Raw genomic sequence first — 25,068 nt, 5'->3', positions numbered from 1 at the left:
TAGAATTCAAGAGAAGGAGACGGGGGAATCAGTTCCCCTTGCCCCGGGCCAGGGAGACCACCAGCTTGGCCTCGGGCACGGCCAGGGCCAGGGTGAGCAGGAAATAGACCGCCAGGCCGACCAGGGCGCAGCCGCCCAGACAGAGCAGCTCCCCCAGCTTGCCCCCGGGGAGCACGCCGCCCAGCAGGTACAGCGTCCCGGCGGCGGCCAGACCGGTGGCGGCGGCGGAGAGCAGCATTTTCAACAGGTCCCGGGCCATGCCGCCGTCCAGCACCCCCTCCCCCCGGCGCTGCATGGGCAGCAGCAGGAGCAGGGCGTATACCGTGGAGGACACCGCCGAGGAGAAGGCCAGCCCCGCCACCCGGAAGGGCCCGGTGAGCACCATGCACAGGGCGATGTTCACCAGGATGGACACCGCCCCGGCGACCAGAGGCGTTTTCCCGTCCTGCCGGGCGAAATAGGCCCGGCTGAGGATGTTCTGCACGGCGTAGCCCGCCATGCCCAGGGACAGGAAGACCAGGGCGGCGGAGGTGATGTCCACGGCGAAGCCGTCAAACTCCCCGCCCCCGTACAAAAAGGAGATGAGGGGCCGGGAGACCGCCATCAGTCCGGCGGACATGGGCAGCACGAAGTAGAGGCTGCTGTGGACCGTCTGGCGGATGGTGTCCCGAAAGGCGCTCTCGTTGCCCCCGGCGGTGAGCCGGGACAGGCGGGGGAAAATGACGTTGGTGATGGACAGGATAAAGGTGCCCGCAATGACCAGATACAGGTTGTTGGAATACTCCATGGCGGACACGCCGGCCCCGTCATACAGCCGTGAGCCGAAGCGGGAGTTGATGACCAGGTTGATGGGCTGCACCCAGGTGGACACCATCACCGGGCCCATCAGGGCGAAGACCTTGCGCATCCCCTCGCTGCCTATGGCGCACATGGGCCGGAACCGATAGCCCGTGGCCTTGAGGGAGGGCAGCTGGATCAGACCCTGGAGCAGCCAGCCCAGCAGATAGGCCCCGGCCAGACCGTAGATGCCGAAGGTGTGGTCGAAGAAGAGAAAATAGACGATGATGACCAGGTTAGAGGCCGCCGACATCAGCGCCGGGGCGGTGAACCGGTCCTGGGCCTGCAAAACGCCCACCAGGGAGAAGGCCACCCCGGAGAAGAGCACCGTGGGGAACATGACCCGGGTGAGAGAGGCGGCCAGGGCGGTGGTGGCCGGGTCGGCATAGTCGGCAAACAGGGCCACCAGGACCTGGGGGAACAGCATCCCGATCAAGGTGAGGGCCCCGGTGAGCAGGGCCATAACGGTGATAAAGTTCCCGGCAAAGCGAAAGGCCTCCTTCCGGCCCTTTTTCTCTAAAAACTCGCTGAACACGGGGATGAAGCATGCGGCGATGGCCGAGGCGAACACCGCATCGAAAAACACCCGGGGGATGCGGCTGGCGGTGAAAAAGGCGTTGGCTTCTACCCCCACGCTGTAGTGGATGGCCAGCAGGCGGTCCCGGTAAAGGCCCATGACCTTGCCCAGCAGGGTGACCAGCATGACCACGCTGATGGTTTTGGCCGCGTTATTTGACTGTTGCTCCAAGGGTCGACCTCCTTCAGATTTCGGGAGAGGTTTTGAAAAGACGGCGGCAGTGGCCGCAATCGACTTATTGTACACCAATACGGGCACGTTTTCAACTGTCGGGGCAGAGCATTCACAGCTTGTTCACAGTTGCGGGGAACGGCACAGGATTCCAGGAGAAATTCCTGCGCGTTTGGTTGAAAAGACGGGGAAACCCTGCTATAATGTGCGGGAATACAGGGCTCCCGGCCCGGACACGGGGGCTTGGAACGGGAACAGACCGCGTCCGGGAACCGCAAAAGGGCGGAAACGCCGCCCGGATACAAAAAGGAGCGAGCATGAAAACAAGCACAAAGATCGGCCTGCTGCGGCGGGTGACGGCACTGGCCCTGGCGGTGGTGCTGTCCATCCCCAGCGCCCTTGCCGCCGCAGGGGACAAAAAGATACAGACCAGCACACAGCTGGTCAGCGGACTGAGCTATCAGAACACGGTGACGGCCAACAACGGCAGCCGGGTGGAGAGCTTCTCCCTGGAGCTGGAGCCCGGGGCGGCGGCCCGTCCCATCCTGCTGCAGTCGGCGGGCACGGTGTACGGTGCGGCCACCATCAACAAGGCGGTCAGTCGGGCGGAGAGCCTGGGCTATCATGTGCTGGGGGCCATCAACACCGACTTTTTCGCCACCTCCACCGGCGTGCCCATGGGCATCGTCATCGAGGACGGGGACTATCAGTCCAGCCCGGAGAACGAGGCGGCCATGACCGTCACCGACGGCAAGGTAGAGCTGGTGGAAAGCCCCAAGATCCAGCTGACCCTGACCAACCAGACAAACGGCACCCAGATCCACCCCCAGCACCTGAACAAGGTCCGGGCGGCCACCGGGGGCATGTACTTAATGAACCGGCACTTCTCCACCGTGTCCACCCGCACCTCCACCTCCGGCTGGTATGTGCGCATGAAGCTGGTGGACGGCAGCGAGGGGGCCAAGCTGGCCCTGAATACCGATTTGACCCTGCAGGTGACGGAGCTGCTCCAGTCCGCCTATCCCCTGGACATCGGGGAGGACGAGTATGTCCTCACCGCCGACGATGCCTCCGGCTATCTGTTCAACTATCAGACCTTCGCCGTGGGGGACAAGATCACCCTGCGGGCAAGCTGTGACGACCAGACCCTTTCCGGCGCCCAGTGGGCCGGGGGCGTGGGAGATATCATGGTGAAAAACGGCTCCCTCACCGACAGCAGCAAGTGGAACTATATGAAGGATGGCCGGGCCCCCCGCACCGCCCTGGGCGTGAAGGCGGACGGCACTCTGCTGGTGTACGCCGTGGACGGCCGCCAGAGCGGCTATTCCATCGGCCTGAGCCAGAAGGACCTGGCCGAAGAGATGCGGGACCGGGGCTGCCAGTGGGTGGTGAATCTGGACGGGGGCGGTTCCACCGCCATCTCCGTGTGGTATCCGGGCCAGAGCGCCATCTCCATCAAGAACATCCCCTCTGACGGGCGGCCCCGCAGCTGTGCCACCTATCTGCTGCTGGTGGCCGACGAGAAGGGGGACGGCGTCCCCACACGCCTGGCCCTGAAGGAGGAGGGGCAGACCGTGCTCACCGGCTCGGAGTTCACCCTCCCCGGGGCGGTGGCCCTGGACAAGGGGCTGAACGTGACCAGCTCCGGCGTGAGCGATGTCTCGATCACCTCGGGCAGCGGCCTGGGGACCATCACCAATGGCGTATACACCGCCGGGGGCCAGAGCGGCGTGGAGCAGCTCCAGCTCTCCTCGGACAGCCTTGGGGCGATGGGGACCTCTCAACTGAACATCGTCTCCAGCCTCACGGTGCTCACCGTGTCCAAAAAGGGCAGCTCCAACGCCCTGACCTCTATGACGGTGAAGCCGGGGGAGCGCGTGCAGATGGCCATTGCCGGCAGCTACTGGGGCCGTACCGCCCTGCGCAGCTGGAAGGGCGTGTCTGTCTCCGTCGCCGGGGACATCGGCACGGTGGACGAAAACGGCCTGTTCACCGCCGGGCAGAGCGGCGGCAGCGGCACCATCACCGTCGCTGCCGGGGGACAGACCAAAACCGTGAAGGTGACGGTGAAGGACACCCACGCCGACGTGCCCCAGGGCCACTGGGCCTATGAGGCGGTGGAATACTGCTATGAAAAGGGCATCGTGGGCGGCGTGTCCGCCAACCAGTTCGGCCGGGACTATCAGATCCGCCGGGGGGACTTTATGCTCATGCTGTATAACGCCGTGGGCCGCCCCACTGTGTCCGCCGGCTGCACCTTTACCGACGTGAGCCAAAGCGACTATTACTACAAGGCCCTGTCCTGGGCCCAGAGCGCGGGCCTGGCCTCGGGCACCGGGGACGGGAGCTATTCCCCCACCAGCTCCGTCACCCGGGAGCAGGCCTTCACCATCCTGCGCAAGGCCATGCCACTGCTGGGCAAGACCTGCCCGGATGCCAGCCTGTTGGTGCTGGACGCCTTCTCGGATAAGGACAAGATCGCCGACTACGCCAAGGGCCACACTGCCACCCTGGTGGCCCAGGGAGTGGTCAGCGGCAAGGGCACGGGCATCGACCCCAAGGGCAACCTGACCCGGGCGGAGATGGCGGCCCTGCTGTATAAGCTGATGACCTATACCCCCATCACCGACGTGCCCACCGACCCGGTGACCCCCAGCCAGCCGGAGACGCCCGAGCAGCCCAGCCAGCCGGAGACGCCGGACACCCCGGATACTCCGGTGACCCCCGAGCAGCCTGACACGCCGGACACCCCCGCCCAGGAGGTCTCTCTCACCCTGGATGTGAGCCAGCTGGCCCTGAATGCCGGGGAGAGCAGAGCGCTCATCGCCACCCTGTCCCCGGAGCAGACCGGGGCGGTCGTCACCTGGAGCTGTAATGGGGCCTGCGCCGCCGTCTCTGCTGACGGCACGGTGACCAACCTGAACACCGCCGCCGGGACGGTCCAGGCGGTCATCACCGCCGCCTGGAGCGGGAAGAGCGCCAGCTGCGTGGTGGACTGCCAGCCCGCCCAGCGCACAGGCACCGTCTTTAATGCGGACGTGGGCCTGAATGTGCGCTCCGGTCCGGGCACCGACAACCCGGTGGTGGACCGGCGGAAAAACGGGGATGTGCTGATCGTGGAGCGCGTGGAAAACGGCTGGTGCAAGGTGCTGTACCGCAGCGCCGCCGGCCAGGCCGCCCGGGGCTATGTCTCCGCCAGCTACCTCCAGTTGTCCAACTGAATCTGAAACGACAACGAGCCGCCCCGTTTTTGGGGCGGCTCGCTTTATCTGGAAAGAAGCCTTCCCCCTGCCAGGGGGAAGGTGGCCCGAAGGGCCGGGAGACTGTCAAAAAAGCCTGTCATTGCGAGGAGGCCCAACGGGCCGACGTGGCAATCCGTTCCAAAAAGCTATGATTATCGGTATATTTTCGGCTTTTGAGTTACGGATTCCCACGTCGCTTCGCTCCTCGGAATGACAGAAACGGGTTTATTGACACGCTGGCGGCCCGAAGGGCCGGATGAGGGCGGCGCTCAGTCACCCATCACCGGTCATACCCGTTGGGGTGGCTTTTGTGCCAGGCCCAGGCGGTGGCCACAATGGTGTTCAGGTCGGCAAACTGAGGCTTCCAGCCCAGGACGGACTTGGCCTTGTCCGAGGAGGCCACCAGCTGGGCCGGGTCCCCTGCCCGCCGGGGGCAGACTTCCGCAGGGATGGGGTGGCCGGTGACAGAGCGGGCCACGTCGATGACCTCCTTCACAGAGAAGCCCACGCCGTTGCCCAGGTTGAACACGTTGTTCTCCCCCCCGGCGAGGAGATAGTCCAGGGCCAGAATGTGGGCCTGGGCCAGGTCGGTGACGTGGATATAGTCCCGGATGCAGGTGCCGTCGGGGGTGGGGTAGTCGTCGCCGAAGATGGAGATCTTCTCCCGCTTGCCGTTGGGGACCTGGAGGATCAGGGGGATGAGGTGGGTCTCCGGGTCGTGGGCCTCGCCAATGGCCCCGGAGGGGTGGGCGCCGCAGGCGTTGAAATACCGCAGGGCCACATAGCGCAGGCCGTGGGCCCGGCTGGTCCAGCACATCATGCGCTCCATGGCCAGCTTGGTCTCGCCATAGCAGTTGGTGGGCTGGGTGCGGTCGGTCTCCAGAATGGGCACCCGCTCAGGTTCGCCATAGGTGGCGGCGGTGGAGGAGAATACGATCTTGTCCACCCCGTGGGCCACCATAGACCGCAGCAGAGTGGTGGTGCCGCACAGGTTGTTGTCGTAATACTTCAGGGGGTCGGCCATAGACTCGCCCACCTGGGAGGAGGCGGCGAAGTGGATGACGCCGTCGATGTGCTCGGTCTGGAACAGCTTGTCCATAGCTGCCCGGTCCCGGATGTCCGCCTGATAGAAGCGGGCCTTGGGGTGGACGGCGGCCCGGAAGCCGGTGAGCAGGTTGTCGGCCACCACCACGTCCCGTCCGGCCTGGATGAGCTCGTACACAGTGTGGGAACCGATATATCCGGCTCCGCCCAGAACAAGAATTGCCATAGTTTTTTCCATCCTTCCTGTGTCGGGGCGGAAAGGCCCCAAATTCGATAACAGATCGAGATTTTTTCAAATAAAAATACAAATTGAGATACAAACTGCCGCCAGGGACAGCTTGACAAGAACAAAATAGCATGTTCAGCCCCGGTTTTCAAGGGAGTGTATGCTTTTTCCATGGCACTGCGGGCAAAAAAGGACAGATTTCCCCCGGTTTCGGGTCCGGGGCGTGGTATGCTCAGAGGGAAAACAGGCAGAGAGTGGAAAAAGGACGGCTTGACAACGCCGGAGGATACCTTTATTATAATGCGTACTGAACAAACCGCAAGGGCGGTTTCTTCGGCAAGAGAGAAAACAAAAAACACAGGGAGATGGTCAGGCCGTGAACGCCGAGTATATTACCAGCCGAAAAAATCCGCTGATGACCCGCATCCGCCGCCTGACGGCCAGCCGATCCTACCGCCGGGAACAGGGGCTGTTCCTGGGGGACGGGGCAAAGCTGCTGGAGGAGGCGCTGAAGTGGGACGCACCTTTGGAGACCGTGGTGCTGACAGAGGGCGTTGATGCCCCAGAGCTGCCCGACGGGGTACGTCTGGTGCAGGTGCCCGGGGACGTGATGGCCTCTATTTCGCCCATGGAAAGTCCGCAGGGAGCCCTGTTCCTGTGCCGCACGGCAGAGACCGCCCTGCCGGAGAGATTGCTTGGGGCGCACTATCTGGTGCTGGACGGGGTGCAGGACCCGGGGAACGTGGGAACCATCTGGCGCACCGCCGACGCCCTGGGGGCGGACGGCCTGATCCTGGTCAACGGCTGCGCCGACCCCTGGAACCCCAAGACCGTGCGGGCGACGATGGGGGCCTGCTTCCGCCTGCCCGTGTATGAGAGGAATGCCGACGGTCTGGCCCAGTGGCTGGGGGAGCAAGGGATCCCACTTTACGCCACCGCCCTGCGGGAGGACACGGTGGACCTGCGGAAAGCGGAGCTATCCCGCTGCGCCGTGGTCATCGGCAGCGAGGGCCGGGGGGTGTCAGAGGGGCTGCTCTCCCAGAGCGCAAAGACCCTGAAAATTCCCATGCGGGCCCGGTGCGAATCGCTGAACGCCGCTGCCGCCGCCACCGTTGTGCTGTGGGAGATGGGCCGCTAGACCTTCTGCCGGTTTGCCCGGACATAGGCCATGCGCACCAGAACGATGGCCAGGGTGAGCAGGGCGGCGAAGAGGAGATAGGCCGGGACATAGCTGCCCGTCCGGTCGGCCAGGAGCCCGGGCACCGGGCCGAACAGAATGACTCCCACGGTATAGGCCAGGTTGATGGCCTGCACCGCCCGGGGGAAGTCCCCCGGCCCGGCCAGATCGGCGGCCCACACCGACGGGGATACGGCGGAGATGGGCAGCCCCAGGGAGAAGAACCCCACCGCCAGCACGGGCAGCAGGGGCCCCTCCCCGGCGGGGAGGCAGCACAGTGCCGTCCCCGCCATCACACCCAGATAGCAGTAGCTGTCTCCGGCTGCCGCCCCCCAGCGGTCATAGATCTGCCCGCACAGCACCTTGCCCACACAGATGCAAACGCCGGATGCGGATACCAGTCCCGCCAGGAACAGGGGGGCATAGCCCAGGGTGGCATAGTGGACCGTCAGGTGGGAAAAGCCGGGGCCGCCCACGCCGCCGATGAGAAAGCCGGCGGCCATGGCGGCCAGATAGGCCGGAGGACCGGAGGAGCTGCCGGAGTGGGGCGCGTCAGTTTTGGGTGCGGCCCCGCCCAGGGGCTCCAATCCCAGCTGGGCCGGATCGCTGCGCACCAGCAGCCACACCGCTGCGGCCAGGACGATCAGAACGGCCCCCTCCCACCAAAAGGCGGCCTGAAGCCCCTGCTTCTCCATGACATGGGCCAGCAGGGGAGAGGCAGCGATGCTGGCTACCCCGCTGCCCGCTGAGGCCAGCCCCAGGGCCAGGTTCCGGCGGAGCCGGAACCACCGGCCGATGAGCAGAGACAGAGGGACCATTCCCCCATAGCAATAGCCCAGGCCGGTGAAGGCGGCGGCCACGCAGTACTGCCAGAACGCCCGGGCTGCCCCAAAGCAGAAACAGGACAGGGCGATGAGGACCACCCCCAGGGTCATGCTCCGCCGCAGTCCCAGCCGGGCACACACCCGGTTCACTGTGAGCAGAGCGATGAGGATGAACAGACTGCGGACGGTGGTGATGAGGGAGCCCTGGGCGTTGGTAAAGTGCCGCAGGGCGATGATCTCCGGCTGGTACACGGCGAACACGTTGACCCCCAGGCCCACGGTGGACAGCAGGGTCAGCGCTCCGCCCAGGCAGACAAGCCAGGCATAGTGAGGACGGTTCATACGGGATGGCTCCTTCTCTGCCGTTTTTGCGGCAGCTTGCTTTGATACAACCATACCGTAGTGCGATGCATTTGTAAAGAAAAATCCGGTCTAATGTAAGGGGGGGCACTTTTTATGGCGGAGCTGAAATATTGGCTTTGGCTCACCAGCCGCAAAGGGATGGACTCGGTCCGGGCCCTGAAGCTGCTGGAGCGGTTCGTCACCCCGGAGCAGGTGTACTACGCCGACGAGGGGGATGTCGCCGAATTGGGCCTCTCCCCCAATCTGGAGCGGAGCCTGGCCGACAAGAGCATGGATGCCCCGGAGGCCATTCTGGGGGAGTGTGACCGGCTGGACGTGCGGGTGATGACCATTCAGGACGCGGACTATCCCATGCGCCTGCGGCAGATCGCCGACCCGCCGGCGGTGCTCTATCTCAAGGGAAGGCGGCTCCACTTTGACGAGGAGGCGGCCATCGCCGTGGTGGGGGCACGGGAGCCCACCGCCTATGGCCGCCGCTGGGCCGAGCAGTTCGGCATGGAGCTGGCCGGCGGGGGCGCGTTGGTGGTGTCCGGCATCGCCCAGGGCTTGGACACCTGCGCCGTGCGGGGGGCCCTGAAGGGCGGCGGCCCGGTGGCCTGTGTGCTGGCCGGGGGCGTGAATGTGCCCTATCCCGTGCAGAATCGGTTTCTCTATGACGATGTGGCCGCGGCGGGGGTGCTGGTGTCGGAATATCCCCCGGGGTCGCCCCACGACTGGCGGAATTTTCCCCGGCGCAATCGGATCTTAAGCGGCCTGTGCCTGGGGGTGCTGGCGGTGGAGTGCCGCCCCTTCGGCGGGACCATGAGCACGGTGAACCACGCCGTGGAGCAGGACCGGGACGTGTTTGCGGTGCCAGGGGCCCTGGATGCTCCCATGAGCGAGGGGACCAACCGCCTCATCCAGCAGGGGGCCAAGCTGGTCACCTGCGGCCGGGACATTTTGGAGGAATATTGGGGCCGCTTCCCGGACAAGCTGGGCCGGGCAGCCCCATTGACCCCGGAGGCCGCCCGGGCCCGGATGGCGGACAGCGTCCAGGCCCAGGAGCGGGAGAGAGCCGCCCAGCAGGCCGATACCGCCGCCGAGCCGGAGCCTGCCCCGGCCAAGAGCGGACGGGAGCTGATCCCCCGCAGCGAGCAGAAACGCCGCTTTACCGATGACGAGCTGGCCCTGCTGGCCGCTTTAAAAGATGGGGAGCGCACCGCCGACCAGCTGGTGGAGCTGACCCAGATCCCCGCCAAGCGGGTGCTGTCCGCTTTGACCATGCTGCAGATCCAGGCCGCCGTGGCCGAGCATCCGGGCCGGCGCTTCTCTGCCCTGGTGGAACTGGAGGAGTGACCCTCCGACGCAGCAAACAAAACACACAACAGACTTTTTTAGACTTTTTAAGATAGTTCCGGCATTTTTCGCGCCGGACAGGAAGGTGAAGGGAATTGGCGAATAAAACAGACCTGGTGATCGTAGAGTCCCCGTCCAAGGCCAAGACCATTGGAAAATATCTGGGACCGGGCTATGAAGTAAAGGCGTCCATGGGCCATGTGCGGGACCTGCCAAAAAGCAAGCTGGGCGTGGACATCGAGGGCGGCTTTGCCCCCGACTATCAGCCCATCAAGGGCAAAGAGGACGTGATCGGCGACCTGAAGAAGGCGGCCAAAAAGAGCGGCCGCGTCTATCTGGCCACCGACCCGGACCGGGAGGGGGAGGCCATCTCCTGGCACTTGAAGGAGCTGCTGGGCATCCCGGACGACAAGACCTATCGGGTGACCTTTAACGAGATCACCAAAAAGGTGGTCAACGACTCCATTGCCGCCCCCCGGGCCATCGACCAGGACCTGGTCAACGCCCAGCAGGCCCGGCGCATTCTGGACCGCATCGTGGGCTATCAGCTCTCCCCCCTGCTGTGGCGGAAGATCCGCCGGGGCCTGTCCGCCGGACGGGTGCAGTCGGTGGCCACCCGCCTGGTGGTGGAGCGGGAGGAGGAGATCCGGGCCTTCCAGCCCCAGGAGTACTGGTCCATCGAGGCCGCTCTGGCCCGGGTGGCCCCCAACCTGGGCAGCTTTAAGGCCCAGTTCTATGGCCGGGAGAAGAAGATGGAGCTGCACTCCGCTGCCCAGGCCCAGGCCGTAGTGGACGCAGTGGAGCAGGGCGACTTCTCCGTCTCCCGGGTGAAGCGGCAGGAGAAGAACCGCCAGCCTGCCCCCCCGTTTACCACCTCCACCTTGCAGCAGGAGGCCTCCCGCAAGCTGAACATGACCCCCGCCCGCACCATGTCCATCGCCCAGCAGCTGTACGAGGGCATCGACATCTCCGGCGAGGGCGCAGTGGGTCTGATCACCTATATGCGTACCGACTCCCTCCGTCTGTCGGAGGAGGCCCTGGCCGCAGCCAAGGATTTTATCCACCACCGGTATGGCCCGGAGTACTACCCCCCCGCCACCCGGCACTTCAAGACCAAGGGCAGCGCCCAGGATGCCCACGAGGCCATCCGTCCCTCCGACGTGACCCTGACCCCGGAGGACATCAAAAAGGACCTGACCGGGGAGCAGTATCGCCTGTATAAGCTGATCTGGAGCCGCTTTCTGGCCTGCCAGATGGCCAACGCCGTGTACGACAGCCTGTCCATCGAGGTGGAGAACAGCGGCTATACCTTCCGGGCCAGCCACTCCAGCCTGAAATTCTCCGGCTTTACCGCCGTGTATGAGGAGGGCAAGGACGAGGAAGAGGAGGAGCGCTCCTCCCCTCTGCCCGACCTGAAGGAGGGGGAGGCCCTGGACAGCCAGGGGCTGACCCAGAGCCAGCACTTCACCCAGCCCCCCGCCCGCTACTCCGAGGCCAGCCTGATCCGGGCCCTGGAGGAGAAGGGCATCGGGCGGCCCTCCACCTATGCCCCCACCATCTCCACCATCCTGAACCGCTATTATGTGGTGAAGGAGGGCAAGGCCCTGCGGCCCACCCCCCTGGGCGAGGTGGTCACCGGCCTGATGAAGGACAAATTCCAGGATATCGTGGACCCCACCTTCACCGCCCAGATGGAGGAGAAGCTGGACGAGGTGGAGGAGGGCAAGACCGACTGGAAAAAGGTGCTCTCCGACTTCTATCAGGACTTTGAGAAGGAACTGACCCGGGCGGAGAAGGAGCTGGACGGCGAGCGCATCAAGGTCCCCGACGAGGTGTCGGAGGAGATCTGTCCCCAGTGCGGGCGGAACCTGGTGGTGAAGATGGGCCGGTTCGGCCAGTTTTTGGCCTGCCCCGGCTGGCCGGAGTGCGACTTCACCATGCCCATGGTGATCGAGATGCCCGGCAAGTGCCCCAAGTGCGGCGGGCGGCTGCTCAAGCGCACGGGCAAGAGCCGCACCACCGGCAAGCAGTATACCTTCTACTGCTGCGAGCGGTGCAGCAGCCGGGACGAGGCCAACAAGTGCGACTTCCGCACCTGGGATGTGCCCGTGAAGGACAACTGCCCCGTGTGCGGCCAGACCATGTTCAAAAAGGCGGGCCGGGGGGCCAAAAAGCCCTTCTGCATCAACGAGAGCTGCTCCAACTTCACCCCGGAGGACAAGCGGGGCGGCTGGCAGCGCAAACCCGCCGCCGCAAAGACGGAGGATGCCGCCGCCGAGAGCGCAGAAGCCCCCAAGACCGCCAAAAAGCCCGCCGCCAAAAAGACGGCGGCGACGAAAAAGACCACCACGGCGAAAAAGACCGCTGCCGCAAAGAAAACGACCACGTCCAAGAAGACCACCGCCGCCAAGAAGGCGACCACGGCGAAAAAAACCACCGCCGCCAAAAAGACCACGACGGCGAAAAAGACGGAAGAATGATCTGACACAGGGGGGAGACCCCGAAAGGAGAACGCTATGGAACCTGTTATTGTCATCGGCGCAGGGCTGGCGGGCAGCGAGGCCGCCTGGCAGCTGGCCCGGCGGGGCATCCCCGTGGAACTGAGAGAAATGAAGCCCCAGAAGATGTCCCCCGCCCACCACACGGAATATTTTGCCGAGCTGGTGTGCTCCAACTCCCTGCGCTCTGACCAGCTGGAAAACGCCGTGGGGCTGCTGAAGGAGGAGCTGCGCCGCTGCGGCTCCCTCATCATGGCCTGTGCCGACGCACACCGGGTGGAGGCCGGCGGCGCCCTGGCGGTGGACCGGAACGCCTTTGCCGCCGCCATTACCGAGAAGATCCGCAATCACCCCAACATCACTGTGGTGGAGGGGGAGGTGACGGAGATCCCTGCCGAGGGCAACGTGATCTTCGCCACCGGGCCCCTGACCTCGGAGAACCTGTCCCAGGCCATCGGCGGGCTGTTCCCCGACAGCAAATACCTCAACTTCTTCGACGCCGCCGCACCCCTGGTCACCTTCGAGAGCGTGGACATGGACAGCGCCTGGTTTGCCTCCCGGTATGACCGGGGCACGCCGGACTACATCAACTGCCCCCTGAGCCGGGAGGAGTACGAGGCATTCTGGCAGGAGCTGACCCACGCCCAGGAGGCGGAGGTACACGGCTTTGAGGATGCCGGCGTGTTCGAGGGCTGTATGCCCGTGGAGGTCATGGCCCGCCGGGGCCTGGACACCCTGCGCTATGGCCCCCTGAAGCCCGTGGGCCTGAAGGACCCCAAGACCGGGGAGGAGCCCTATGCCGTGGTGCAGCTGCGCAAGGACAACGCCCAGGGCTCCATCTACAACATCGTGGGCTTTCAGACCCACCTGCGCTGGCCGGAGCAGAAGCGGGTATTCTCCATGATCCCCGCCCTGAAAAACGCCGAGTACATTCGATATGGCGTGATGCACCGCAATACCTTCCTGGACTCCCCCCGGCTGCTGGACCGGTATTACCGGGTGAAGGGCCAGGAGCGGCTGATGTTCTCCGGCCAGATCACCGGCGTGGAGGGCTATGTGGAGTCCACCGCCTCCGGCTGCCTGACGGCCATGGAGCTCTCACGCCGTCTGGAGGGCAAGCCCCCCATCAACTTCCCCCGGGAGACGGCCATGGGGGCCATGGCCCTGTATGTCAGCGACCCCAGCGTGGTGAACTTCCAGCCCATGAATGTGAACTTCGGCCTGATCCCCCAGCTGGGCTATCGGGTGAAGGGGAAGCGGAATAAGAACGCCGAGATATCCAAGCGTGCCCTGGAAAAGCTTGCCGAGCTGGACCTGGGCTGAGGGAAAGGACGGGATGGATATGAAGATCATTGTAGATGCCATGGGCGGAGACAACGCCCCCCAGGCCCCTGTGATGGGTGCCGTAGAGGCCAACCGGGAATATGGCGTTGGCGTTATTCTGGTGGGCCGGGGGGAGACCATCCTGAAGGTCCTGGAGGACAACGGCATCAAGGAGCTGCCCGCCGGGGTGGAGATCGCCCACGCCAGCGAGGTGGTGGAGATGTGCGACAACCCGGCCACCGCCTTCCGGGAGAAGAAGGACTCCTCCCTCACCGTGGGCCTGAACCTGCTGAAAAGCGGAGAGGGGGACGCCTTTGTCTCCGCCGGGTCCACCGGTGCCCTGCTGTCCGGGGCCACCCTGGTGGTCAAGCGCATCCGGGGCATCCGCCGGGCCGCCCTGGCCCCCGTGGTGCCCACAGGCAACGGCGGCGCAGTGCTCATCGACTGCGGGGCCAACGCCGAGTGTCCCCCAGAGTATCTGCTGCAGTTTGCCTATATGGGCTCCTACTACGCCGAGCACGTCCTGGGCCGCCCGGAGCCCCGGGTAGGTCTGCTGAACATCGGGGTGGAGCCCTCTAAGGGCACCAGTCTGCAGACCGCCGTCTATCCCATGCTGGTGGAGGCGGGAAAGGCGGGCCGCATCAACTTTGTGGGCAATGTGGAGGCGCGGGAGGCCGTGGAGGGCGCGGTGGATGTCATCGTGTGCGACGGCTACTCCGGCAATATCTTCCTGAAGACCATGGAGGGCACCGGCCTTTACCTGGTGCGGGAGCTGAAGGGCGTGTTCACCAAGAACCTGCTGACCAAGCTGGCCGCTGTGCTGGTGTCCGGCGGGCTGAAGCAGATGAAAAAGCTGCTCAGCTCCAGCGAAGTGGGGGGCACCGCCCTGGTGGGCATCTCCAAGCCCGTCATCAAGGCCCACGGCTCCTCCGATGCCTACGCCATCAAAAACGCCGTCCGTCAGGCCAAGCAGTATGTCTCCTCCGGCATCATCGAGAGCATCACCGAGAACGTGGACGTCATGCGCCTGGACCCGCCTTTAAAGGCGAAGGAGGCCGCCAAGGAAACAGCCCCCGAGCAGGCATAAGCACACCGCCCTGATTTCGGCGGGGATATTCGTGCAGTATTTCCGCCGGGAGTTTGGCCGGGAGGGGTAAAACGAAAATCCCCCGGGCGGGGGATTGCAGCGTGTCGATAAACCCTTTTCTGTCATTCCGAGGAGCGCAGCGACGTGGGAATCCGTAACCAAAAAGTCGAGAATGTGCTGATACTCGTGAGTTTTAGGAACGGATTGCCACGTCGGCCCGTTGGGCCTCCTCGCAATGACAGGCTTTTTCGACAGTCTCAAATCCCCCGGGCGGGGGATTGACAATTTACCAAATCATGTTATACTGAAATCAAAGGGAGGCGCTGCCGGTAGGACGGGAGCCCCTCCAATCATTACCTGAAGAAGTAATCGTTAGCTGGGCAAGCTAAGGCGGTTACTTCTTTTTATTGTTAACTTGCAGGAACAAGTTAATGACACCAACGACCAGAATTCCAATTTGGACCAAATCAGAATAAGTAAAAATGGCAATATTAAACAGAGCGTTGTCTGAATTTCAGACAACGCTCTGTTTTACTTTTGGTATTTAGTCCTCTTTGTTTTTCATCAGCAGGTACATAACGGCCTTTTGGGCGTGGAGCCGGTTCTCGGCCTCGTCGAAGATCTCCTGGGCGTGGGCCTCGAAGACGTCGGCGGTGATCTCCTCCCCACGGTGGGCGGGCAGGCAGTGCTGCACCATGCAGTCGGGGTGGGCCAGGTCCATCAGCTCCTGGTTGATCTGATAGCCCTCAAAGGCCTTGGCGCGGATGGCACGCTCCTCCTCCTGGCCCATGGAGGCCCACACATCGGTAAAGATCACGTCTGCGTCCACGGCGGCATCCTTGGGAGCGCGGTGGAGGGAGAAGCGGAAGCTGGGGTCGCTGCGGGCAAAGTCCAGCACCTGCTCGTCGGGCTCATAGCCCTCGGGGCAGGCCACTGCCACCTCCATGCCGCACTTCAGACCGCCCACGATGAGGGAGTTGGCCATGTTGTTGCCGTCGCCGATGTAGCACATTTTCAAGCCCTCCAGAACGGCCTTGTGCTCCCGCACGGTCATCAGGTCGGCCAGCACCTGGCAGGGGTGGCAGAAGTCGGTCAGGCCGTTGATGATGGGGATGGTGGTGAAGCGGGCCAGCTCCTCCACCTCCTCCTGGGCGAAGGTGCGGATCATAATGCCATCGCAGTAGCGGTCCAGCACCCGGGCGGTGTCCTCCACAGGCTCGCCCCGGCCAATCTGGCTCTCCTTGCCGGACAGGAACAGGGCGTGGCCGCCCAGCTGGAACATGCCCGTCTCAAAGGAGACGCGGGTGCGGGTGGAGTTCTTCTCGAAGATCATGGCCAGGGTCTTGCCATGGAGATAGTCGTGGACGATGCCGTGCTTCTGGTTATATTTCAGCTGGTCCGCCGTGTTCAGGATGTTCAGAATGTCCTCCTTGGACAGGTCCAGCAGCTTTAACAGGTCTTTCTGCATGATAAACGCCTCCCGGTGATTTTTTCAGCTTAGGACAGGGTGTTTTTGAGGATGGCCAGCCCCTTGTCCATCTCCTCCTGAGAGATGACCAGAGGGGGCAGCAGTCGCAGGCCGGGCCCGGCGGTGAGACACAGCAGGCCGTGCTCCGCCAGCGCGGCGGCCAGCTCCCGGTTGGTCCTGTCGCCCTTGACCTCGATGCCGATCATCAGGCCCATGCCCCGGGTCTTGCCCAGGCAGGGGATGTTCATGGCCTCGATCTGGGTGCGGAGATAGTCCCCCTTCTCCTTCACCTTGTCCAGAAAGTCCTGGTCGATGGTGTCCAGCACGCAGCAGGCGGCGGCGGCTCCCACGGGGTTTCCCCCGAAGGTGGTGCCGTGGGTGCCTGCGGTGAACACATTGCGGCACTTCTCGCTGGCCATCACGCCGCCGAAGGGCAGGCCTCCGGCGATGCCCTTGGCGAAGGACACCGCATCGGGAGTGATGCCGTACTGCTGGAAGGCGAACAGGGAGCCGGTGCGGCCCACGCCGGTCTGTACCTCGTCAATGAGCAGCAGCCAGTCCCGCTTTTCACACAGGTCGGCCACGGCAGAGACAAAGGCCCGGTCCAGGGGCAGCACGCCGCCCTCCCCCTGAATGAGCTCGAACATCACAGCGCACACGTCGTGACCGGCCACCGCCTCCACGCTGTCCAGGTCGTTGGCATCGGCATAGCGGAAGCCCTCGGGGAAGGGGAAGAAATAGTCGTGGAACTTGTCCTGACCGGTGGCGGTGAGGGTGGCCAGGGTGCGGCCATGGAAGGAGTTGTGCAGGGTGAGAATGGTGCCACGGCCCTTGCCGTATTTGTCATAGGAGTACTTCCGGGCCAGCTTGATCATGGCCTCGTTGCCCTCGGCCCCGGAGTTGGCGAACATCACGTTGGACATGCCCGCCCGGGTGCACAGCTTTTGGGCCACCTTGGCATAGGGCTCGGCGTAGTACAGGTTGGAGATGTGGGCCAGCTTGGCGGCCTGGGAGGACACCGCATCCACCCAGGGCTGATAGTCATAGCCCAGGGAGCACACGCCGATGCCGGCAGTAAAGTCGATATACTCTTTTCCGGCCACATCCCACACGGTGGCCCCCTTGCCGTGGTCCACGGCCACGGGGAAGCGGCTGTAGGCGGGCATCACATACTGTTCGTCCAGGGCACGGATCTCTTCAAATGTCATAAAAATTCCTCCGCTTTCAGTGTACCAGCATGGTGCCGATGCCCGCGTCGGACAGCAGCTCAATGAGGATGGAGTGGGCCACCCGGCCGTCCAGAATGATGGCGGAGTCCACGCCGGAGCGCACTGCCTCCACGCAGCAGTCCACCTTGGGGATCATGCCGCCGGAGATGACGCCCTCCCGGACGAGCGCGGGGACAGAGGACAGCTGCAGCTCGGAGATGAGGGTAGCGTCGTCCTTGGGGTCCCGCAGCAGGCCGCGCACGTCGGTGAGGAGGATGAGCTTCTCCGCCTTCAGGGCCACGGCCAGCTTGGCGGCGGCGGTGTCGGCGTTGATGTTATAGGCGCAGTCGGCATCCGTCCCCTGGGCCACGGTGGACACCACGGGGATATAGCCGTCGTCCAGGGCATCGGTGACGGGGCTGGGGTCCACATGATGGATCTCGCCCACCAGGCCCAGCTTCTCGCTGAGCTGCTTGGCCTGGAACATGCCGCCGTCCATGCCGCACAGGCCCACGGCCCGGCCGCCCATGCGGTTCAGAGTGGCCACCAGGTTCTTGTTCACCCGGCCGCACAGCACCTGCTGCACGATGTCCATGGTCTCTTCGTCGGTATAGCGCAGGCCGTCCACAAACTTGGACTCCTTGCCGATTTTGGTCAGCATCTCGTTGATCTCGGGGCCGCCGCCATGGACCACCACCACCCGGATACCCACCAGGTTCAGCAGCACGATGTCAGAGATCACGGCCCGGCGCAGGTCCTCGGAGATCATGGCGTTGCCGCCATATTTGACCACGATGGTCTTGCCGGAATATTTTTGGATATAGGGCAGCGCCTCGGCCAGCACCTGAGCGCGGTCCACCTCGTTAAAAGCCATGGGAAAGGCCCCCTTTTCAGTATGTTTGGTTTAGATTTCTTGTGAATTGCCCGATGGGCGCAGATCAGGTGCGGTAGTCGCCGTTGATCTTCACATAGTCATAGGTCAAATCGCAGCCCCAGCACTCGGCGCTCTCGTCCCCCTCGTGCAGGTCCACGTCGATGATGACCTCCTTCTCGGTGAGGATGGTCTTGGCCTTGTCCTCGTCAAAGTCCACGCCGTCGCCCTGCTTGCACACCAGGATAGACCCGGCCTGGGAGCAGAAGGACACATCCACATGCTCGGGGCGGAAGGGGGCCTTGGAATAGCCCATGGCGCACAGCACCCGGCCCCAGTTGGCATCGGCGCCGAACATGGCGGCCTTTACCAGGGAGGAGCCCACCACGGCCTTGGCCAGGCGCTCGGCGCTCTCCTCGCTGCGGGCCCCGTGCATCTTGCAGGTGACCAGCTTGCTGGCCCCCTCGCCGTCCCCGGCGATGGCGCGGGACAGATGGCGGCAGACCTCCTCCAAAGCGGCCAGGAAGGTCTCATAGTCCTGGTCCTTCCACTCAATGAGGCTGTTGCCTGCCATGCCGTTGGCCAGCACCACGCACATGTCGTTGGTGGAGGTGTCCCCGTCCACAGTGACCCGGTTGAAGGTGCGGGCGACCACCTCGTGGAGGGCATCGCTGAGCATTTCATGGGTGATGGCGCAGTCGGTGGTGACAAAGGCCAGCATGGTGCCCATGTTAGGGTGGATCATGCCGGAGCCCTTGGCGATGGCGCCCAGGCGGACCTCCTTGCCCCCGATGGTCAGGGAGACGGCGATCTCCTTCTTCACCGTGTCGGTGGTCATGATGGCGTGGGCGGCGGCATCGGAGCCGTCGGCAGACAGGGCGGCGGCGGCCTGGGGCAGCCCGGCCTGGATGGCGGAGATGTTGATGGTCTGGCCGATGACACCGGTGCTGGCCACCACAAAGTCGCCGGGCTCCCGGCCGGTGGCGGCGGCGGCGGAAGCGCTCATGGCCTCGGCGTTCTCATGGCTCTGGGGGCAGCAGGCGTTGGCGTTGCCGCTGTTGGCCACCACGCCCCAGGCCACGCCGTTTTCCAGGTGGTCCATGGTCACATACAGGGGGGCGGCCTTCACCCGGTTCATGGTATAGGTGGCGGCGGCGGCGCACTCCTTCTCCGACAGGATCAGGGCCAGGTCGTTCTTATCCGGGCTGCTGCCCGCCTTCACGCCGCAGTGGACACCGGCGGCGGTAAATCCCTTGGCGGCACACACGCCGCCGGAAATCTGATTCAGCATAGTGATCTTCCTCGCTTTCCTTAGATGACAGGGGCCGCGCCCCTGGAAGTTGTTTGGATGACTGATCAGTCCATGTTCAGCCCGGTGGTCTCCGGGAAGCCCAGCATGATGTTCATGTTCTGCACCGCTGCGCCGGAGGCACCCTTGCCCAGATTATCAAACTGGGCGGTGAGCAGGGTCTGGTCGGTGTGGCCGGATACGGTGATGGTCAGATAGTCTTTGCCCGCCAGGGCGCTGGTGGCCAGACGGGGCGTCTCGCCGCCGAAGGGCAGCACCCGCACCATCTCCTGCCCCTCGTAGTAAGAGGAGAGCATCTCGCAGATATCCTGGGCGGTGGGGGAGCCGTTGAGCAGGCGATTTTGCAGCATGACGGAGGTCATCATCCCCTGGCGAATGTCCCCCAGAATGGGGACGAACACGGGGGCGCTGTCCAGTCCGGCCAGCTTTTGCATCTCGGGCAGGTGCTTGTGGGCAAGGCCGATGGAATAGAGGCTGGGGGCATCCAGCAGGGGGCTGCGGTCGGGGGCCTCGTACTCGGCGATCATCTTCTTGCCCCCGCCGGAGTAGCCGGTGAGGGAGAAGCAGGTGACGGGATAGTCCCGGGGAAGAACACCCAGTTCGGTGAGAGGGGCGGCGGTGGACAAAAAGCCGGTGGCGTGGCAGCCGGGGTTGGCCACCCGGCCGGCGAACTTGATGCGCTGGCGCTGGCCGGGCAGCAGCTCGGCAAAGCCGTATACCCAGCCCTGGGCGGTGCGGTGGGCGGTGGAGGCGTCGATGACCCGGGTTTTGGGGTTGTCGATCAGGGTGACCGCCTCTTTGGCAGCGGCGTCAGGCAGGCAGAGGAACACCAGGTCGGCCTCGTTCAAAAACTTTCGGCGTTCCTCCAGGTCCTTGCGCTTGTCCTCGTCAATGAGCAGCAGCTGGATGTCGTCCCGGCTGCCCAGGCGCTCGTAGATCTGCAGGCCGGTGGTGCCCTCTTTCCCGTCAATATATACCTTGGGTCGATTCATACGATGATCCTCCCTTATGCGTTGCGCTGGTCTCAGCCGTTATAACCGGCAAAGCCCTCGCTTTCATTTACATTATAAAGTCCATAAAAGGACAGGGTGTCCTCCGGGCTCACTTCTTCCTTGGGGCCCTGATTGGTCCACAGGAGAAAATACTCCGGCAGGTCGGCCAGTTTGGCCCCGGGGCAGTAGAGCATGACCTCCTGGGCGTTGTCCAGACCATAGGGGTCGGTGCTGACATAGCGCATCTGGTCCCGGATGACCTCGTTGCCCGGGGTATCGTACAGGTGGATAAATTCCAGCTCCATAGAATAGATGCAGGGCCCCTGCTCCACAGGAGGGCTGAACCGGCCGCTGAAATCGCACTGGTACACGGTGGCATCATAGCCGTCCCCCGTATCCCCGGCATCGGTGTCCTCGTAGTGGCCGGTGAAGGTCCCGTCCGCCTGGATGGAAACTTGGGTGGACCAGGCCCCAGTGCCGCTGGAGAAGACAAAGATTTGGGGCAGCTGGGAGAACAGGTCCTCCTGAGGCTCCTGCGCCTGGGGTTCCGGCTGGCCCGGATCGGGCTGCTGGGACTGGTCCGGGTCCTGGGAGGGCTGGGGGGCATCCTCTTGCCCCGGAGCGCTGTCGCCGCTCCCCTCTGCCGGGGACTGAGGCGTGCTTTTGGCGGCGGCGGGCGCTTCCTCTCGGACCGCCGCAGAAGTGCTCACTGCGCTCTGTGACGGCTGAGACTGATCCAGCGGGCTCTCATCCCGGCTGCCGCATCCGGCCAGCAGCAACAGCGCCGCCGCCAGGGCCAGGGCCCGCTTTTTTATGTGATACATCGGTTCTCTTCCTTCCCGGATAAAATGCGCAGGCGGGGGCTTGCCCCCGCCGCGAAAGGCTTTTCGCCACAATCATACCCGGTCCGTGGCCCTTTTGCAACTGTTTTCCACAATGTCCTGCATTTTTGTGGATTATTTCTGGGGTCAGCAAGTGCTTTTTTAGGCTGAACGGAGAACGGCCCTCTCAGTCACGGCTTACGCCGTGCCAGCTCTCCCGCAGGGAGAGCCAAGTATGCTGCGCTGTTATTGCCAGGAGCGCAGCACCCGCAAGGGGTACGCCGCATCCGTATCCCCGTCCAACAGCAAAGGGAGGTGGCACGGGCGCAGCCCGTGACGGAAGGATTCCGGCCCCCGGAAAGCTGTCCTAAAACCGGAATCCCTCAGTCAGCTTCGCTGACAGCCCCCTTTAACAAGGGGGCCAAGGGACGGGGGTTACGGATTGCCACGTCGGCCCGTTGGGCCTCCCTATCCCTTTTGTCCCTTCGGGACATTTCCCCTTGACAAGGGGAATCGGCCTCGCAATGACAGGCTTTTTTGACAGTCTTGCCTCCCCCTTTGGGGGAGGTGTCCAGTGCGCACACTGGGCGGAGAGGGCCTGCCGCCTTACTTGGTGTGCTCGCCGACAAACTGGCGGATGAGTTCGATCTGCTTCTGCACGCTCTCCTTTGCGGGGCCGCCATAGACCTTGCGCTCGTTGACGCAGGTCTTCAGGGCCAGGGCATCGTACACGTCCTCGTCGAACAGGGAGGAGATGGCCCGGAAGTCCTTCAGGGTCAGGGTGTCCAGGGTGTCGCCGGACTTGATGCACATGTTCACCAGGCGGCCCACGATCATATAGGCCTCCCGGAAGGGCAGGCCCTTCTTGGTCAGATAGTCGGCACAGTCGGTAGCGTTGATAAAGCCGCCGGCGGCAGCCTTGGCCATGTTCTTGGGCCGGACGGTGAGGGTGTCCACCATGGCGGCGAACACGGGCAGGCACAGCTCCACGGTGTCGATGGCGTCGAAGATGGCCTCCTTGTCCTCCTGCATATCCTTGTTATAGGCCAGGGGCAGGGACTTCATCATGGTCAGCAGGGTGACCAGTGCGCCGTAGACCCGGCCCGTCTTGCCCCGGACCAGCTCGGCCACGTCGGGGTTCTTCTTCTGGGGCATGATGGAGGAGCCGGTGGAATAGGCGTCGTCCAGGTCCACATACTTAAACTCCCAGGAGCACCACAGCACGATCTCCTCAGAGAAGCGGGACAGGTGCATCATCAGGATGGACAGATCGGCCATCAGCTCGATGGCGTAGTCCCGGTCAGAGACGGAGTCCATGGAGTTGTCCGTGGGCTTGTGGAAGCCCAGGGCGTGGGCGGTCTGGAACCGGTCCACGGGATAGGTGGAGGTGGCCAGGGCCCCGGCACCCAGGGGGCACTCGTCCAGCCGCGCCAGGCAGTCCTCCAGCCGGGTCACGTCCCGCTTGAACATATTGGCATAGGCCATCATATAGTGGGCGAAGGTGGTGGGCTGGGCCCGCTGCAGATGGGTGTAGCCGGGCATCACCGTGTCCAGGTTGGCCTCGGCCTTTTTCACCAGCACCTGCTCCAGGTCCAGGACCTGCTTGATGATGGCGGGGATCTCTTCCTTTACATACAGGCGGGTATCCACGGCCACCTGGTCGTTCCGGGACCGGGCGGTGTGCAGCCGCTTGCCCGCGTCGCCGATGCGCTGGGTCAGCATGGCCTCGATGTTCATATGGATGTCCTCGTTGTCCATGGAGAACTCCACCTTGCCGTCCTCAATGTCGGCCAGAATGGCCTTCAGGCCCTCGATGATCTTCTCGGCCTCGTGCTCCTCGATGATTCCCTGCTTGCCCAGCATGGCGGCGTGGGCGATGGAGCCCCGGATGTCCTGCTGATACAGCCGGGCATCAAAGCCGATGGAGGAATTAAAGTCGTTTACCAGTGTATCGGTCTCCTTCTGAAACCGTCCAGCCCAAAGCTTCATAGCATATTCTACCTTTCATCATTCTCCCGCTTCGTCCATTGCTGTAGGGGCGGCCTGTGGCCGCCCGCAGGGAGCGAATGGCATCCCGGGCGGCCACAGGCCGCCCCTACGGGGGATCATTTAAACGCACAATTAAAATCCAATATGAAATTGAGAGTGGAGACGCGCGGGTCCCCACTCTCAAAAGCGTCTATTTGCGTCTTACTTCAGCTTGCCCTGGTCCCGCAGCGCCTGAACGGTGTCGGGCAGGCCCCACAGGTTGATAAAGCCCTGGGCGTCCTTCTGGTCATAGTCGCTCTCCTCAAAGGTGACCAGGTCCTCGGAGTACAGGGTCTCGGGGGAGGTGACGGAGGCGGTGATGATGTTGCCCTTATAGAGCTTGAGCTTCACAGTGCCGGTGACGTGCTTCTGAGTGTCCACGGCGAAGGCCTGCAGGGCCTCCCGCAGGGGGGTGAACCACTTGCCGTTGTACACCAGGTCGGCAAAGTCCACGGCCAGCTTCTGCTTCATATGCTTGGTGTCCTTATCGATGGTGATCATCTCCAGCACCTCGTGGGCGCGGTAGAGGATGGTGCCGCCGGGGGTCTCGTACACGCCCCGGTCCTTCATGCCCACCAGACGGTTCTCCACGATGTCCAGAAGGCCGATGCCGTTGTCGCCGCCCAGCTTGTTCAGCTTGCGGATGATGTCGCTGGCCTTCATCTTCTCGCCGTCGACAGCCACGGGCCAGCCCTTCTCAAAGTCCAGGGTGACATAGGTGGCCTGGTCGGGGGCCACGGCGGGGGACACGCCCATCTCCAAAAAGCCGGGCTCGTCATACTTGGGCTCGTTGGCGGGGTCCTCCAGGTCCAGACCCTCGTGGCTCAGGTGCCACAGGTTCTTATCCTTGGAGTAGTTGGTCTCACGGGAGATCTTCAGGGGCACATTGTGGGCCTCGGCATAGTCGATCTCCTCGTCACGGCCCTTGATGGACCACTCACGCCAGGGGGCGATGATCTTCATCTCGGGGGCGAAGCGCTTGATGGCCAGCTCGAACCGGACCTGGTCGTTGCCCTTGCCGGTGCAGCCGTGGCAGATGGCATCGGCGCCCTCCTTCTTGGCGATCTCCACCAGGCGCTTGGCGATGACGGGACGGGCAAAGGCGGTGCCCAGCAGATAGTCCTCGTACTTGGCGCCCATCATCATAGAGGGGATGATCACGTCGTCCACCATCTCGTCGGTCAGGTCCTCAATGTACAGCTTGGAGGCACCGGTCTTGATGGCCTTCTCCTCCAGACCGTCCAGCTCGCTGCCCTGGCCCACGTCGGCGGAGACGGCGATGATCTCGGGGTTATTGTAGTTCTCCTTCAGCCAGGGGATGATGATGGAAGTATCCAGACCGCCGGAATAGGCGAGCACAACTTTTTTCACTTCAGCCATGATGCATTTCCTCCATAAAAGACAGTTTGGAAGGGGAATTCCGCACGTTTTGCGGAAGAATGGGCCTTCCTGTTGTTTCAGTGTTGTCAGTCTATCACTCCTTGGACGGAATTGCAACCCCCTATTCGCATAGTTATCCATATTTTTTCCCGGCTTATCCGTATATTTTCACCAAAAATGAATATTATGCAGAAAATCACTGAATTTTATACATTGTCGTGCATACAGAAGCAGCCAGGGACTTGCCTTTTGGGCCGGAATGGGGTACACTGAGAAAAATTCAAACA

Annotated in this window: 17 protein-coding genes; 6 read left to right on the top strand and 11 right to left on the bottom strand. The window is 63.5% G+C overall.

The features are described 5' to 3' along the window. Positions 1-28: 28 nt before the first annotated feature. The gene (gene murJ, locus H8S55_RS12120) at positions 29-1,585 is read right to left on the bottom strand and encodes a murein biosynthesis integral membrane protein MurJ (protein WP_186879168.1); all 1,557 of its coding nucleotides are present in this window, start codon (positions 1,583-1,585) and stop codon (positions 29-31) included. Positions 1,586-1,902: 317 nt separating this feature from the next. Between murJ and H8S55_RS14395 the strand changes: the two genes are divergently transcribed. Further along, the gene (locus H8S55_RS14395) at positions 1,903-4,806 is read left to right on the top strand and encodes an S-layer homology domain-containing protein (RefSeq protein WP_186879167.1); all 2,904 of its coding nucleotides are present in this window, start codon (positions 1,903-1,905) and stop codon (positions 4,804-4,806) included. Between the two features lie 301 nt (positions 4,807-5,107). Here the strand turns inward: H8S55_RS14395 and galE are convergent, their stop codons facing one another. Continuing rightward, positions 5,108-6,097 (bottom strand): UDP-glucose 4-epimerase GalE, encoded by a 990-nt coding sequence (gene galE, locus H8S55_RS12110; RefSeq protein WP_186879166.1) that lies wholly within the window; start codon positions 6,095-6,097, stop codon positions 5,108-5,110. A 376-nt stretch (positions 6,098-6,473) separates the two neighbouring features. On the opposite strand from galE, the gene H8S55_RS12105 reads away from it, so the two are divergent. Next, a complete protein-coding gene (locus tag H8S55_RS12105) occupies positions 6,474-7,235 on the top strand; it encodes a TrmH family RNA methyltransferase (protein ID WP_366467958.1) in 762 nt (253 codons plus the stop codon). Here the strand turns inward: H8S55_RS12105 and H8S55_RS12100 are convergent. Beyond that, a complete protein-coding gene (locus H8S55_RS12100) occupies positions 7,232-8,440 on the bottom strand; it encodes an MFS transporter (protein ID WP_186879165.1) in 1,209 nt (402 codons plus the stop codon). The two genes, H8S55_RS12105 and H8S55_RS12100, sit on opposite strands and share 4 nt — an antisense overlap. Before the next feature lie 114 nt (positions 8,441-8,554). Here H8S55_RS12100 and dprA point away from each other — a divergent pair, with 114 nt between their 5' ends. The 4 genes from dprA (at position 8,555) to plsX (ending at position 14,704) form a co-directional block, all read left to right on the top strand. Continuing rightward, the gene (dprA, locus tag H8S55_RS12095) at positions 8,555-9,796 is read left to right on the top strand and encodes a DNA-processing protein DprA (RefSeq protein ID WP_186879164.1); all 1,242 of its coding nucleotides are present in this window, start codon (positions 8,555-8,557) and stop codon (positions 9,794-9,796) included. A gap of 95 nt (positions 9,797-9,891) precedes the next feature. Beyond that, positions 9,892-12,276 carry a type I DNA topoisomerase gene (gene topA / locus H8S55_RS12090; RefSeq protein WP_186879163.1) on the top strand — a complete coding sequence of 795 codons (2,385 nt, stop codon included), beginning with the start codon at positions 9,892-9,894 and terminating at the stop codon, positions 12,274-12,276. Positions 12,277-12,312: 36 nt separating this feature from the next. After that, the gene (gene trmFO / locus H8S55_RS12085) at positions 12,313-13,617 is read left to right on the top strand and encodes a methylenetetrahydrofolate--tRNA-(uracil(54)-C(5))-methyltransferase (FADH(2)-oxidizing) TrmFO (RefSeq protein WP_147562791.1); all 1,305 of its coding nucleotides are present in this window, start codon (positions 12,313-12,315) and stop codon (positions 13,615-13,617) included. 19 nt (positions 13,618-13,636) lie between these two features. Then, positions 13,637-14,704 (top strand): phosphate acyltransferase PlsX, encoded by a 1,068-nt coding sequence (gene plsX, locus H8S55_RS12080; RefSeq protein ID WP_147562790.1) that lies wholly within the window; start codon positions 13,637-13,639, stop codon positions 14,702-14,704. A gap of 544 nt (positions 14,705-15,248) precedes the next feature. On the opposite strand, the gene argF is transcribed toward plsX, so the two are convergent. The 8 genes from argF to H8S55_RS12040 all read right to left on the bottom strand — a co-directional run bounded on the left by argF (position 15,249) and on the right by H8S55_RS12040 (position 24,781). Continuing rightward, the gene (argF, locus tag H8S55_RS12075) at positions 15,249-16,172 is read right to left on the bottom strand and encodes an ornithine carbamoyltransferase (RefSeq protein ID WP_147562789.1); all 924 of its coding nucleotides are present in this window, start codon (positions 16,170-16,172) and stop codon (positions 15,249-15,251) included. A 29-nt stretch (positions 16,173-16,201) separates the two neighbouring features. Next, complete coding sequence (locus tag H8S55_RS12070; RefSeq protein WP_186879162.1) at positions 16,202-17,380, bottom strand: aspartate aminotransferase family protein; 1,179 nt, start codon at positions 17,378-17,380, stop codon at positions 16,202-16,204. 16 nt (positions 17,381-17,396) lie between these two features. After that, the gene (gene argB, locus H8S55_RS12065) at positions 17,397-18,254 is read right to left on the bottom strand and encodes an acetylglutamate kinase (protein ID WP_147562787.1); all 858 of its coding nucleotides are present in this window, start codon (positions 18,252-18,254) and stop codon (positions 17,397-17,399) included. Between the two features lie 64 nt (positions 18,255-18,318). Next, a complete protein-coding gene (gene argJ / locus H8S55_RS12060) occupies positions 18,319-19,539 on the bottom strand; it encodes a bifunctional glutamate N-acetyltransferase/amino-acid acetyltransferase ArgJ (protein ID WP_186879201.1) in 1,221 nt (406 codons plus the stop codon). 68 nt (positions 19,540-19,607) lie between these two features. Next, complete coding sequence (argC, locus tag H8S55_RS12055; RefSeq protein ID WP_186879161.1) at positions 19,608-20,552, bottom strand: N-acetyl-gamma-glutamyl-phosphate reductase; 945 nt, start codon at positions 20,550-20,552, stop codon at positions 19,608-19,610. A gap of 32 nt (positions 20,553-20,584) precedes the next feature. Next, positions 20,585-21,376, bottom strand: coding sequence for a hypothetical protein (locus H8S55_RS12050; RefSeq protein WP_186879160.1), 792 nt, complete (start codon positions 21,374-21,376; stop codon positions 20,585-20,587). 603 nt (positions 21,377-21,979) lie between these two features. Then, complete coding sequence (gene argH / locus H8S55_RS12045) at positions 21,980-23,362, bottom strand: argininosuccinate lyase (protein WP_186879159.1); 1,383 nt, start codon at positions 23,360-23,362, stop codon at positions 21,980-21,982. A 201-nt stretch (positions 23,363-23,563) separates the two neighbouring features. Further along, entirely contained in the window at positions 23,564-24,781 is a 1,218-nt protein-coding gene (locus H8S55_RS12040) for an argininosuccinate synthase (RefSeq protein WP_186879158.1), read from the bottom strand. Positions 24,782-25,068 lie beyond the last annotated feature (287 nt).

The organism is Flintibacter faecis, from assembly GCF_014287875.1.
Classification (GTDB): domain Bacteria; phylum Bacillota; class Clostridia; order Oscillospirales; family Oscillospiraceae; genus Lawsonibacter; species Lawsonibacter faecis_A.
This window is presented reverse-complemented; position numbering and strand designations above follow the sequence as displayed.